The sequence below is a fragment of the Mycobacterium sp. IDUB_9 genome (assembly GCF_055419505.1).
This window is the reverse complement of record NZ_JBVAXU010000003.1, coordinates 690,812-704,651: the sequence shown is the minus strand read 5'-3', so window position 1 is coordinate 704,651 and position 13,840 is coordinate 690,812. Positions and strand designations below refer to the sequence as shown.

Here is a 13,840-nt window from a genome sequence, read left to right as displayed (position 1 = left end):
CTGATGGCAGAACCTGTGGCGCCGGATCCGACCCGCCCGCTGGCCGGGGTGCGGATCATCGAGATCTCCAGCTTCGTCGCCGTGCCCTTGGCCGGCATGACCCTGTCACAGTTGGGCGCCGAGGTGGTGCGCGTCGACCCTCTCGGGGGTGCCGCCGACTACCACCGCTGGCCGCTGACCGACGGTGGCGACAGCATCTACTGGGCCGGGCTGAACAAGGGCAAGCGCTCGGTGGCCGCCGACCTGCGGTCGCCTGAGGGGCAGCAACTGGTGCAACGTCTGATCGCCGAAGCCGGTGTTCTCATCACGAATGTGGCGGGGCGGCAATGGCATTCGTACGATGTGCTGTCTGCGCTGCGTCCCGACCTGATCCACGTCGAGGTGTCGGGGCGCGCCGACGGTGGCACCGGGGTGGATTACACGGTCAACGCGGGGCTGGGCTTCCCGATGGTCACGGGGCCCGCCCAGTTGGCCACCCCGGTCAACCATGTGCTTCCGGCCTGGGATGTGAGCTGCGGGCTGTATGTGGCGCTGGCAGTCAGTGCCGCACTGCGCCACCGCGATTCCACCGGCGAAGGCGCACGGATCAGCATTCCCTTGGAGAACGTCGCACTCGCCACGGCGGGTAATCTCGGATTCCTGACCGAGGTCATGATCAACGGCACGGGCCGTGAACGTCTCGGTAACACGCTGTACGGCACCTACGGGCAGAACTTCACCAGCAGCGACGGCGTCGGGTTCATGCTCGTCGCTCTCACCGGTCGGCATTTCCGTGACCTCACGGAGGTCACCGGGACCACCAAAGCCGTTGCCGCCCTTGCCGAGGCATTCGGTGCCGACTTCACCGACGAGGGTCAGCGCTACACCCACCGCGACGCCCTGACCGGCTTGTTCACCTTGTGGTTCAGCGAGCACACCGCCGACGAGATCAGCGCGTCACTCTCAGGTACCTCGGTGCTGTGGGAGCAGTACCGCAGTTTCGCAGAAGTCGCCGTCAACGACCGGGTGGTGGCCAACCCGCTGTTCAGTCCGCTGGAGCAACCCCGAATCGGCACGTACCTGGCGCCGGGCCTGCCGGTGTCGATCGGCGGGGTGTATCCGCCCGCGGTGCCCGCGCCTGCCCTTGGCGACGACACCACCGCGGTGCTGGCCGAGCACCTCGGGCTCGGTGCCGACGAGATCGCGGCCCTGACCGAATCAGGCACTGTTGCAACAGGTACCGGCGCTCAGTGAGCACCCTGCTCGCGCTCTTGGACGTGCGGGACACGTCTACCGACGGTGAAGTGTTCACCGGGCGGGCCAGTGGCCCGGCCGGCAAGCGGGCCTACGGCGGTCTGCTGGCTGCGCAGAGCCTGGCGGCGGCCTGCCGCACAGTGGGAGATGACCGGTCACCGACCAACATGCACCTGCAGTTCCTGCGCGGCGGGGACGCCGGAGAAGCCGCCGAGCACCGCGTGCAGCGCGTATACGACGGGCGCACGGCCTCTGCCCGGCGTGTCGAAACTTACGAGCACGGCCGGATGCTGACGACGGCCACGGTGTCGTTCGCGACGGCACTCGCCGGGCCCGAACACGGGTTGGGTGCGATGCCGCACGATCCCGAAGTGCTTCCGCGCACGGGTCCGCCCGGCCCGGCGCCATCCCTGCCGCTCGACGAGTTCGATATTCGCATCTCCGATGACGGCTCGGGGGAGCAGCTCGTGCGCCGGATGTGGTGGCGGGTCACCACCGAGCTGCCGGACGATCCGTTGGTGCACACGCTGATCGCGGTGTACATCACCGATCTGTACGGAATCGATCCGGCGTTGGCCGTACACGGGCACAGCATGCGGTCGCGCAGTCACCGCAGTGGCACCACCGATTCGTCGATCTGGTTTCACCGCCCGGTTCAGGCTGCGGACTGGAATCTGCTGGAGTCGCGCTCACCGGCCGCCGCGCGGGGCCGCGGGCTGATCACGTCAAGCCTGCTGCGCGCGGACGGTGCTGTCGCCGCCACCCTGGTGCAGGAAGGGCTGGTCGCCGACCGCCCGGCGGACTGATCGCTACCGGCCTGGGTCACCGCCCGCGCGCGAGGTCGAAGGGCGCCATCGCCATGTCGAGGATTTCGGGGGTGAGCAGCGCACCGGCGTATTCGACCCAGCACCAACTGCGCGATGGGACCTTGCCCGACGAACTGGCAGTGAGACGGCCGAAGTAGTGGATGTAGCTGCCGGACGTGTTGAACCTGAATGTGTATGTTTCTGAGCCGATCTCGGCTTCCAGTCTGGTCAGTTGGCCTGCATCGTCGAATAAGGGTGTCGCCGTGATGTCGTCGTGTGCGGTGGTGACACCGTTGGTGACGTGGTATCCGGGGCCGAAGGTGACTCCGTCGCGCCCCTGCCAGAAACAGCCACCGCCCCACTGTCCGTCCGGGTACTCGTGCAGCCACGACACCCACATCCCCTGTAGGTGCCGGACTATGGGTAGCTCCGGGTAAACGCGGCCCGGCGGCCCATATGCGTAGTCCTGATGCAGATACCCCGAGACTGGGATGCCGTCGACGGTTCCGGTGGCGGCCATCAGCTCGTGCCGGTAATACGCCTGCTCGGCGACACCGTTCTGGACCGGAACGTGAACGGTGAATATGTCGGTGACGTTGGTACCGTGCATTTCCCAGCGCCCGCCGGCGTCGTGCCAATGGAAGCCGTCGCCGTCGCGCTCGATGCGTCCGCTGGGATAGTTCAGCGTGACCTTGTCGCCGGCGTCGGCGTAGGTCATCGGTTCGAACCAGTCGATGGTCGAATACTCCGCGAACAGATGCGGTTGGTCGGGGTCGAATGTGGGCCGGAGCTTCTTGAAGCCGGTGATCGGTGATACCACGTGGGTCATTCCGGTGAGGAAGTCATCGGCTCCGCGTAGTCCCCAGTATGTCTGTCCCGCATCGTCGTTGACCACGGCGCCGATCCACATGCCGGCCAGCCCCACATCTTGCCCCGGCGTCCAGTGCCGGCGGTAGTGGTTCGCGGTAGGCGGCTGTGTGGCCACGGTGAACTCGATGTCGGGCTTCGGTTCTCTGAACGCGTCACTCATGTCTTCATCCCCGGGGTAGAGCTGATAGGGCCAGGTATTGCGTTGGTACAAGATCGGCGCCCATCTCCACATCTAAACCTCTAGAGGTATTTTGTGTAAAGGGTGGGTTCGCGCCGGAATGTGGGGTCCGCGACCCATCGGTTAGTTTGATCTTTGCTTGACTGGTTGTTCGTATCGATTGCGCGGTAGGGAGAGAAGTGGCCAAACCGACAGCGGGTAAGGGCGGGGCGTCGGGCGGTTCCTCCTCCGGAAAACCCAAACAGATCGCCGACGAACTACGCGGTTTGATCATCGCCGGCGGGCTCGATGAAGGTGACCTGCTGGGAACCGAGGCCGAATTGCTGGAACGTTTCGAGGTGTCTCGACCATCTTTGCGCGAGTCGTTGCGCATTCTGGAGGCAGAGGGTCTGATCTCGGTGGCGCGGGGCGCGCTCGGCGGCGTCGTCGTGCACCGGCCCGATCAACGGATGACCGCCCGCGCCGCGGCGTTGGTGCTGCAATCCCGCAGCGTGTCGCTGGCCGATGTGTTCGAGGCCAGTGCGGTGATCGAGCCTGCGGCGGCGCGCATGGTGGCCATGTCACGCGGTCGTGAGCGGGCCGCTCAGCAACTGCGTGAGTTGGTGATCGAGATGAAGCGCACCGTGAAGGATCCGACGGCATGTACTGCTGCGATGGTCGGATTCCACAGCGACATGGTGCAGTTGGCCGGAAATCAGACGCTGATTCTCATCTGCGAGATGATCAACGAGGTGATCATCCGCGCAGCGGTGGCCGACGTGCTTACCCGAAGCCAGCAAGAGCCCATTGCGTCGCGGCGCCGCACGATTCGGGAATTTGAGCAACTCCTCGACTTGATCGCGGCCGGCGATGGCGACGGCGCGCAGGCGCATTGTGCCGCGCATATGGCGCGTCTGCGGCGGACATTGCTCGGCGACCATGGCAGTTCGACAGTCGAGCTGGCCCGTCATCTCTGACGCGGACGAGTGCGTCCCCTTCGCAAACCTTTAGATGTTTTTCTGGACTCTTCCGGCGATGATGCGTTAGCTTTGAGGCCTTCAAAATGTCAGATGTTTCGACCGGGTCCCTGCCCGGAGGTTGACGGGAAGGCGCCCATGGCTGACGTGGCCCCGGCCCGCATCGGGTTGCTCATCGATTACCTCGATGAGGACGGCAACTACGACGAGAACATCCTTCCGGCACTGCAACTCGTCGCTGAAGAATTTCTGGAGCGCGGACTGGCCGAGCGTCCTGTCGAATTCGTCGTACGCGCGGTGCAGGGGTTGCCGAACGGGACCTTTCGTGCGGTGCGCGACGCATTCTATGAGCTGGTCGAAGCCGATGCGTTGGTGATCTTCGGGCCGTGGGTGTCAGAAAATGGCGTGGCGCTGCGCAGGTATGTCGAGGACCTCGCCGAAGTGCCCGTCATCACCATGGCGGCTTCCGAGAACATGCTGGGGGAGTGGGTTTTCGGGCTGCCGGCAGGTTCCATGGAGGAAGAGCCGATCATCATGGCCACTGTCGCGGCGCTCGATGGTTGTCGCACTGTCGGACTTGCCTTCGAGGACAGCCTCATCGGCCGCGAGTACCTGCGAAGCACCCGAGAGGCTTGCCGGGAAGCCGGATTGACCATCACGGCCGAGGTGGCGATACCGCAGGTTGAAAGTGACAAGCGGGACGCGATGTCCACGCTGGCCGGAGGCAAGCCCGACGCGATCATGCATGTTGGTTTCGGCCTGGGAATCATCGGCATGAACGCCGCGCTGGAGGGCATTGGCTGGATGCCACCGCGTTACACGACGACGGCGTTCGAATTTGCCGCGACCAGTCGGTGGTGGCGTGAGCAACTCGCCGGCTGGATCGGGCTTGACCAGTACGACGAGCGCAATCAGACCGGGCAAGCGTTCCTGGATCGTTTCGAGCAGGTTTACGGGCGGCGCCCCGAGTATTTCTTTCCCTTGTACAGCTACGACGTTGGCCGGCTGATGATGACTGCACTCGCCGATGCTCGACCATTGACGGGGCCGGCTGTCAAAGAAGCGTTGGAGCGCATCAAGATGCTGCCCGCAGCCACTGGAGCGCCCGGGACGCGGCTGAGGTTCGGAAAGTTCATCCGACACGGTTGGGTCGGCAGCGAATTTCTGGTCGCCCGGCGCGTACTCCCAGACAGCAGCGCGTCTGTACTGCACGCGACCATCGAGGGCCATGTGAGTAGTGCCAGGCCCCGATAGTCGCGGTTATATCTATACATATCTAGAACGATCACCCATCCGAGTGTGGTAGTTGCCCGCTGAATCTGCCGTAGGCGCGGAATCGGAGCACCTGTAATCGCGGACGATTGGGTGCCACAGTAGCGCTTTGACCAGCATATTAGCTGTGAAATCCGCGCGGCAGCGTTGTTTTGATCGCAACCGAGTGTTGCTTTCGAGGGGGGTGGACAATCAGACGGATGCTGCGCTATACCTTTAGAGGTATGAGACATTCGGCATTCAGGTAACGGCCCGCGTCGCAGGTGCGATCTGCTTGCGGTGTCCGGGGGTGGTGAAGGACTGTGCAGCGTCGCACCACGGGCGTGGGAGCCCGAAAGTGTTGCTGTCGTGGTGGTTTGGTGGCCGCAGCCGCCAGGGGTGTGACCTGTCAGATGGAGCTGCGGCAGTGTGATCGCGGACTTGGGAGGGGGCGGAACGCCGATGAACCGACACGGGGATGGATCTGCGTGGCCGCGCCCGGTGGCCGGGTCGATCACAGTGCTGATCATCGGACTGGTGATCGCCATGGTGGCGGTGCTGTTCCGCGGTGATCTGAACACCGCGGTCCCGGTCACGGTGATGTCGTCTCGAGCGGGACTGGTGATGAACCCCGATGCCAAGGTGAAATTGCGAGGGGTCCAAGTCGGAGCTGTGAAGTCGTTGGAGACGTTGCCCGACGGGCGCGCGGTACTTCATCTGGCGATGGATCCGGCACAGCTGCAGCAGATTCCGGCGAACGTCGGGGTAGATGTCGCGTCGACGACGGTGTTCGGCGCGAAGTACGTTCAGCTTGTCGACCCTCCCGATCCGTCATCGGAGACGTTGGCGCCCGGTCAAGTGCTGGACGCCTCACGGGTCACCGTCGAAGTGAACACCGTTTTCGAGCAACTCACCTCGGTGCTGTCGAAGATCGATCCGGTCAAACTCAACCAGACGCTGGGCGCGATCGCCACCGCCGTCGATGGACGGGGACAGTCGATCGGTCAGATGCTGGTCGACCTGGACGCCTACCTCGCGACCCTGGAACCTGGATTGCCGGCGTTGAGCCACGACTTGGCCACTGCGCCAACAGTGCTCAACGCCTATGCCGACACAGCACCCGTTCTGCTCACCGCTGCGGGCAACGCAAGCCGGATCAGCCGGAGCATCGTTGACGAGCAACACAACCTCGATGCGTTTCTGGTCAGCATGATCGGTCTCGCCGATGTCGGCAACGACGTCTTGACGGCCAATCGCGCGCCGCTGACCGATGCTGTGCATCTGCTGGTGCCGACCACCGATTTGACCCGTAAGTACGACCAAGCCTTGTACTGCCTGATGGGCGGGTTGATCCAAGCCGCCTACATCAAGCAACCACAAGTGCCCGGAGCCATGGTCAATGCGGGGTTCGTCTTGGGCAAGGAGCGCTACCGGTACCCAGTCGATCTGCCCAAGGTTGCTGCGACCGGCGGTCCGCAATGCGTCGCTGGGCTACCGAACGTGCGGTATCTGTCCCGGCCGCCGTTCGTCATTGCTGACGTCGGCACCAACCCGGCGCGATATGGAAACGACGGCGTTCTACTGAACTCCGATGGCCTCAAGCAAACGCTGTTCGGACCGATCTCGGGACCGCCGAGGAACTCCGCGCAGATCGGGCAACCCGGATGAGGCGCTCGACGATGGTCACGGCCGCCAAGTTCGGCGTGTTCGGTGTCGTCATGGCGATACTGACTGCCTGCTTGTTCGTTGTCTTCGGTCAGTATCGGACCGGATCATCGCAGGACTACTCCGCAGTATTTGCCGATACCTCCAGTTTGAAAAAGGGGGATTCGGTGCGGGTGGCCGGCATCCGAGTCGGCACGGTCAACGGCGTCAAACTGCGGCCGGACACCACGGTGCTGGTCACCTTCGACGCCGATCGCACGGCGGTGCTCACCACCGGAACCAGAGCGGTGGTGCGCTATCTCAACCTGACCGGGGACCGCTACCTCGAGCTCGCCGCTGCACCGGGGCCCACTGCCATCTTGCCCGCCGGAGCCGAGATCCCGGTCGAACGTACCGCGCCGGCGCTCGACCTCGATTTGCTCCTGGGCGGCCTGCGACCGGTAACCCAGGGTTTGAAGCCCGACGACGTGAATGCGCTCACCCAATCGTTGCTGCAGGTCCTGCAGGGGCAGGGCGGAGCCTTACAGTCGCTGCTGTCGGAAACCTCCTCTTTCACAACCGACCTCGCCAACAACGATCAACTCGTTCAGCAGCTCATCGACAACCTCAACACCGCCGTGGGCACGCTGGCCAAAGACGGCGAGAAGTTCTCCGGCACGATCGATCGCCTACAGCAGTTCGCCAGTCAACTCGCCGCCGATCGCGATCCGATCGGCAAGGCGGTCACTGCCCTTGACAACGGAACCGCGTCGCTGGCCGACCTGCTGACCCAGACGCGCCCACCGTTGTCCGGCAGCGTTGACGAACTCAACCGTCTGGCTTCCAACCTGGATACGCAAAAAGACCACCTCGACGCCGGACTGCAGCGGATGCCGCACAACTACCGCAAACTGGCACGTCTGGGCGCCTACGGCAGCTTCTTCAACTACTACCTGTGCGGCGTGGCCGTTCGAGTCACCGATCTTCAAGGACGCACTGCGGTCTTTCCCTGGATGAAGCAAGAAACGGGAAGGTGCTCAGACAACTGATGCTGAAATATCGTGGACCCCAGTTGATCCGGCGCGGCTTCCTCGGCCTCGTTGTGGTCCTGCTGGTGATCGCTGTCGGCCTGCGGACCCAGCTGTTGGTGTCCTATGCCACCGAGATCCGATATCAAGCCTTGTTCGGGCAAGCCGGCGGGTTGACCGTGGGCAACAACGTGACCATGTCGGGAACGAAAGTCGGAACGGTATCGAGCGTGGAACTCGATGACGGGCAGGCCCTCGTCACCTTCTCGCTTGCCAGTGACATTTCGCTGGGATCGCAAACCACCGCTCACATCCGCACGGGTTCGCTGCTGGGACAGCGGGTGCTGACCGTCAACACGGCCGGGCCCGGCCGGATGCGCGCGCTGGACGTCATCCCGACGACCCGTACCTCTTCGCCCTACTCACTCACCGAAGCCGTGGGCGACCTCGCCACCGACATCGCCGGCACCGACACCGACACGCTCAACCAGTCTCTGGATACTCTCTCGGCCACCATCGAGGAGATCTCTCCGGATCTGGGATCGACTTTCGACGGCCTCACCCGATTGTCCCGGGCACTCAATGCACGTAACCAAACCCTGGGCGAGCTCTTCACACACGTCAGCGATGTCAGTGCGGTCCTCTCCGAACGCAGTCAACAGGTCAACACGCTCATCCTCGACGGCAACGCACTACTGGATGTGCTCGTGCAAGTGCGTCAAGCGATCGTTGAACTGCTCGCCAACACCTCCGCAGTGGCCAATCAGCTGACCGGCCTGGTGCACGACAACGAGGCCGAACTGGCCCCCACGCTCGACAAACTCAACGCCGTCACGGCTGTTCTGGAGAAGAACCGAGACAACATTGCCAAAGCGCTGCCCGGATTGGCGAAATACGAACTCAGCACGGGTGAGCTGGTTTCCAGCGGCCCGTACTACCAAGCCCAGATCGCCAACTTGAGCATGCCCCAACTGTTGCAGCCCTTCTTGGACTACGCCTTCGGATTCCGTAGAGGAGCCGACGCAGGGCAGCCGCCCGACAACGCAGGCCCACGCGCGGAATTCCCGTTCCCGCGCAACGGCATCCCACAACCTCAAGAGCAATGGGGACCGCCATGAACGCTCGACATCGCACCCCACTGGCGGGAGTGCTCATCGCATTGACCGTGGCGGCCGGCGCGGTGCTGGTGCACGCTTCGTTCTTCGGCACGAAAACAGTGATTGCCTACTTCGCCTCTGCGACTGCCATCTACCCGGGCGACGACGTCCGCGTCGCGGGAATCAAAGTCGGCAGCATCACGGCTATCGCCCCGGAAGGCAGCCAGGTGCGGATGTCGCTGGGCATCGACGGCAACGTGCCCATCCCCGCGGACGCCAAAGCCGTCGTCGTCGCCGCCAACCTGCTCGCTGCCCGCTACGTCGAACTGACCCCGGCCTATCGGTCCAGCGACCCCCACGCCAACGGCCCGGTCATGGCCGACCACGCCGTGATCCCGATCAACCGAACTGCCGTCCCGGTCGAATGGGACGAAGTCAAATCCCAACTGATGCGCCTGGCAACCGAATTGGGACCAAACAGTCAGGTCTCGACTCCGGCGATCGCGCGATTCATCGACAGCACCGCCAACGCATTCGACGGCAACGGTGACAAACTCCGCCAAACGCTGAACCAACTGGCCGGTGTCGGGCGCATCCTTGCCGACGGCAGCGGCAACATCGCTGACACCGTCAAAAACCTGCAAACCCTGGTCACCACACTGCGCGAGACCAACCCTCAGATCGTCGAATTCCAGGGCCGGTTCGCCACGTTGACCAGCATCCTCGACGACAACCGCACCGACCTGGACGCCGCACTGAACAATCTGTCCTCGGCACTCGGCGAAGTCCAACGGTTCATTGCCGGAACCCGCGACAAAACCAGCGAACAAGTCCAACGCCTGGCCAATGTCACCTCCAACCTCGTCGACCATCGCAAAGACCTTGAGCAACTCCTGCACGTGACACCGACCGCGCTCACGAACGGCTACGCCGACTACAACCCTGATACCGGCACTATTCTCGGCTCGATTTCGTTCACGAACTTCGCCAACCCGGTGCAGTTCGTCTGTGCTGCAATCGGTGCCGTCAAGAACACCACCGCGTCGGAAACCGCGAAACTCTGTGCGCAGTACCTCGGTCCGGCACTGGACCAACTCAACTTCAACAACTTGCCCATCCCGATCAACCCCGCGCTGGCTCCGTCGCCACGCAACATCATCTACACCGACCCCGCGCTGGCACCCGGCGGTACCGGAGGCGCCCCCATACCGGCCGAACTGCCTCCGTCTGTTTCGGCCTTCACCGGGACACCGCCATCATGATCGGCCGGCGTTCAATGGGGATGCGCATGGCGGTCAGCACCACCACGGTGCTCATGCTGTCGGGGTGTGCCTTCAATGGGGTGAACTCCCTGCCGCTGCCAGGCACTGTCGGACATGGTTCTGGAGCCACGGTCTACCACGTTGAGATCGCCAATGTCGGTACGCTTGAGTCGAATTCGCCGGTCTTGATGAACGATGTGGTCGTCGGAAGCGTCGGCAGGATGATGCTGCGCGGTCAGCACGCCGACGTCGAAGTCCGGCTTCAGGGTGGAGCCAAGGTCCCGGCCAACGTCGTCGCCACCGTCGGGCAGACCAGCCTGCTGGGATCACAGCACCTGGCGCTGGATCCGCCACCCGGGCAGCCGCCGCAGGGGCAGGTCGCACCGGGATCCACCATTCCCTTGAACCGATCATCGACCTATCCCTCTACCGAGCAGACGTTGTCCTCGTTGTCTGCGGTGGTCAACGGCGGGGGCCTGGGTCAGGTGGGCGACATTGTTCACAATTTCAATGCGGCATTGTCCGGTCGCCAGGACGCCATCCGTGACCTGATCGGCCGCCTCGACAGGTTCGTCGGCGTGCTGGATCGTCAGCGCGGCGATCTGATTGCCTCCATCGATGCCCTCGACAGGCTGTCCGGTACGTTCGCCGGACAGCATGACGTGCTCACCGAGACGCTGCGCACGCTGCCCCCCGCGCTCCAGGTGCTCCTGGCCGAGAAGCCGCGCATCATCACCGCGTTGGACAAGTTGCGGGCTTTCAGTAACACCGCCACCACGCTGATCAACGACACGCAGGCCGACCTGGTGACAAACCTGCAAAACCTACAGCCCACCATTCGTGCGCTGGCCGATGCCGGCCCGGGCATCATCGACGGCCTGATGTATGCCACGGTCTTTCCATACGGCCAGAACGTGATCGACCGCGGCCTCAAAGGTGACTACATGAACTTGTTCGCCGTTGCTGATCTGACCGTTCCCCGCCTGAAACGCGGTATGTTCCTGGGGACCCGCTGGGGGGTCGACGGCGCAGTACTGGTGCCCGCCCCCGGAGATCCGGGCTATGACTGGTACTACACCAACAATCCGCTGGGCGCACCGCTGGCGGTGCCGCCGGAGGGTGCTGAGTTTGCCCCGCCGGCTCCGCCCGCAGGTCCGCCGGTGGTCCTCCCGGGTGGACCCGTCCCTCCCGCAGCCGCGCCAATTCCCCCGGCTGATGAGGGAGGTCGCTAAGTGCTGACTCGGTTGGTCCGGATTCAGTTGGTGCTCTTCGCGATCGGCTCCATCGTGGGGCTCGTCACCATGGTCGTGGTCTACATCCAGGCGCCGACGTTGCTCGGTGTGGGACGCATCACCGTGACGGTGGAGCTGCCGGGAACCGGTGGGCTGTACCGCTTTTCCAACGTGACATACCGCGGGGTGCAGGTCGGCAAGGTAACGGCGATCTCGCTGATTCCACGCGGAGCCAAAGCAACTCTGTCGCTGGATGCGTCGCCGAAGATACCCGTGAAACTGCGGGCTGATGTACGCAGCGTGTCGGCGATCGGGGAGCAATACCTCGACCTGTTGCCCACCGCGGACGAGCCCCCGTACCTGCACGACGGGTCGACGATTGCCATGGCAGACACCACCGTTCCGCAACAAGTCGGACCACTACTGGACCAAACCAGCGCGTTGATCCAGAGCATCCCCAAAGACAAACTCGGCTTACTGCTCGACGAAAGCTTCAAAGCCTTCAACGGCGCAGGCTACGACCTTGGGTCCCTGATGGACTCATCAGCGAAAGTCTCGGGCGGTCTGCACGATGTGCGCGACTCCACGAGAGCTCTCGTCGAGGACTCCGGACCCTTACTCGATTCCCAGGCCGCCGCCGACGCCGATCTGCGGACCTGGGTGCACAGCCTGGCCAATATCACCACCACCCTGGTCGACGACGATCAACAGATCCGGAAGGTGCTCACCGACGGACCGGGCTCCATCAACGAAGCGTCCCGGCTCTTCCAACAGGTCAAGCCGACACTGCCGGTGCTGCTGGCCAACCTGACCTCGATCGGACAGATTCTCGTCACCTACCGGCCGGGCCTCGAACAAATCCTGGTGTTGCTGCCACCCTTTGTCGCCAACATCATCTCGGCAGCACCCGACCACAATCCGACCGGGCTGGGACAAGGCGATTTCACCATGTCCTTCGGGGATCCACCGTCGTGCACCGTTGGCTTCCTGCCGCCCAGCCAATGGCGGTCTCCTGACGACACCTCCGAAGTGGATACGCCTGACGGTCTGTACTGCAAGCTGCCACAGGACTCACCGCTGGCGGTGCGCGGGGCCCGCAATTACCCCTGCATGAACAAGCCGGGAAAGCGCGCGCCCACTGCTGAGATGTGCAACAGCGACAAACCCTATGTGCCCCTGGCGATGCGCGAACACTTGACCGGGCCCTACCCGCTGGACCCCAACCTGATTGCTCAAGGCGTGCCACCCGACGCTCGTGTCACCAACGACGACCACATTTTCGGTCCGATCGACGGCACCCCGATGCCGCCGGCAGCCCCGGCGCCAGACCTCGCACCTCCGGGACCGACCCCCGACCCGGTCGGCCCGGCCCCGGTGGCACCGAGTGCGTTCGGTGGCAACACCACTCACTCTGCGCCTGCGGTGGTCTTCGCACAGTACGACCCCAATTCCGGACGCTACGTCACGCCTGACGGCCAGACCTATCAGCAATCCAACCTCGTCGCTGCCAAGCGGCCGGCGAGCTGGAAGGACCTCGTGATGGAGGATCACCCGTGACATCGGCACAGACCGTGGGGCGGCGACCGGCGACTGCTGTGCTGCCAACGGTGGTACTGGTCGCTGTGGCATTTGTCGCGGCCCTGACTACCGCCCCGAGCGCTGCCGCGGCATTCTGTGATCCCACCCTCAACGGCGTGTATCGCGCAGTGTCAGACGGGACTTGGGCGAAAACCAACGAGATCTTTCATGACGAAGCCAATGTGACGAGTACCTGGACGATCAGTACTACGTGCAGTGTCGAAACGTATGATTGTGCAGGCGACGTGAGCAGCAGCCAAGGGTGGAACGCGCCGATACGATGTGACTCAGCTGGCCTGTGGTCGGTGCGCCGACACCTCGACCGGTGGGAGCCGTGCCACGACGGCACTGCTTCACCGGCCGAGCAGTTGATGTATTTCTCGCCCGATCTGTCAGGATCGCCGAGCTTCGACGAGGTGACATCCTTCTCCGGTTGGGACCGGACGGTAGGGATCAGCGGTGGTTGCGGGATCAACCGGTCTCTGGTCATCGAGATGCCATTTCAGCTCACCCGAATTCGGTGAACCGTGAGTACCGTCAGCGGCACGACCGAGAAGCGACTACCAGGCGACGCCGGGTACATGACGGGGAGCATCGCTTCGATCACAGCGTGAGGCCGGCCGCGCGACGAAATTCGTTGCACCCCAGGGAATGATCCAATCTGTGAAGTTCCTGGACTCTACGGATCCGTGGTCTGAATACGCT

12 protein-coding genes are annotated in these 13,840 nt (G+C 63.6%); 11 read left to right on the top strand and 1 reads right to left on the bottom strand.

Translation table 11 applies throughout. The features are described from left to right. Positions 1-3 precede the first annotated feature (3 nt). Positions 4-1,233, top strand: coding sequence for a CoA transferase (locus ACZY08_RS17805; RefSeq protein ID WP_463745357.1), 1,230 nt, complete (start codon positions 4-6; stop codon positions 1,231-1,233). Further along, on the top strand, positions 1,230-2,039 hold the full coding sequence (locus tag ACZY08_RS17800; protein WP_463745358.1) for an acyl-CoA thioesterase: 810 nt from the start codon (positions 1,230-1,232) through the stop codon (positions 2,037-2,039). Before ACZY08_RS17805 ends, ACZY08_RS17800 begins: the two co-directional genes overlap by 4 nt. A gap of 16 nt (positions 2,040-2,055) precedes the next feature. Here the strand turns inward: ACZY08_RS17800 and ACZY08_RS17795 are convergent, their stop codons facing one another. Then, positions 2,056-3,069: a hypothetical protein gene (locus ACZY08_RS17795; protein ID WP_463745359.1), complete on the bottom strand. Its 1,014-nt coding sequence runs from the start codon at positions 3,067-3,069 to the stop codon at positions 2,056-2,058. Between the two features lie 197 nt (positions 3,070-3,266). Between ACZY08_RS17795 and ACZY08_RS17790 the strand changes: the two genes are divergently transcribed. From ACZY08_RS17790 to ACZY08_RS17750, 9 genes are all read left to right on the top strand, one after another. After that, positions 3,267-4,043 (top strand): FadR/GntR family transcriptional regulator, encoded by a 777-nt coding sequence (locus ACZY08_RS17790; RefSeq protein ID WP_463745360.1) that lies wholly within the window; start codon positions 3,267-3,269, stop codon positions 4,041-4,043. 138 nt (positions 4,044-4,181) lie between these two features. Continuing rightward, entirely contained in the window at positions 4,182-5,297 is a 1,116-nt protein-coding gene (locus tag ACZY08_RS17785; RefSeq protein WP_463745361.1) for an ABC transporter substrate-binding protein, read from the top strand. Positions 5,298-5,756: 459 nt separating this feature from the next. Then, positions 5,757-6,962, top strand: a complete 1,206-nt coding sequence (locus ACZY08_RS17780) for an MCE family protein (RefSeq protein WP_463745362.1) — start codon at positions 5,757-5,759, stop codon at positions 6,960-6,962. After that, positions 6,959-7,987, top strand: coding sequence for an MCE family protein (locus ACZY08_RS17775; RefSeq protein ID WP_463745363.1), 1,029 nt, complete (start codon positions 6,959-6,961; stop codon positions 7,985-7,987). The genes ACZY08_RS17780 and ACZY08_RS17775 overlap by 4 nt, the downstream gene beginning before the upstream one ends. Further along, positions 7,987-9,084: an MCE family protein gene (locus tag ACZY08_RS17770; RefSeq protein WP_463745364.1), complete on the top strand. Its 1,098-nt coding sequence runs from the start codon at positions 7,987-7,989 to the stop codon at positions 9,082-9,084. The genes ACZY08_RS17775 and ACZY08_RS17770 overlap by 1 nt, the downstream gene beginning before the upstream one ends. Then, positions 9,081-10,325 carry an MCE family protein gene (locus ACZY08_RS17765; protein ID WP_463745365.1) on the top strand — a complete coding sequence of 415 codons (1,245 nt, stop codon included), beginning with the start codon at positions 9,081-9,083 and terminating at the stop codon, positions 10,323-10,325. The genes ACZY08_RS17770 and ACZY08_RS17765 overlap by 4 nt, the downstream gene beginning before the upstream one ends. Then, positions 10,322-11,557, top strand: coding sequence for an MCE family protein (locus ACZY08_RS17760; RefSeq protein ID WP_463745366.1), 1,236 nt, complete (start codon positions 10,322-10,324; stop codon positions 11,555-11,557). Before ACZY08_RS17765 ends, ACZY08_RS17760 begins: the two co-directional genes overlap by 4 nt. Then, on the top strand, positions 11,558-13,114 hold the full coding sequence (locus ACZY08_RS17755; RefSeq protein ID WP_463745367.1) for an MCE family protein: 1,557 nt from the start codon (positions 11,558-11,560) through the stop codon (positions 13,112-13,114). Further along, positions 13,111-13,659, top strand: a complete 549-nt coding sequence (locus ACZY08_RS17750; RefSeq protein ID WP_463781828.1) for an Rv2253/PknI dimerization domain-containing protein — start codon at positions 13,111-13,113, stop codon at positions 13,657-13,659. The genes ACZY08_RS17755 and ACZY08_RS17750 overlap by 4 nt, the downstream gene beginning before the upstream one ends. Positions 13,660-13,840: the final 181 nt, after the last annotated feature.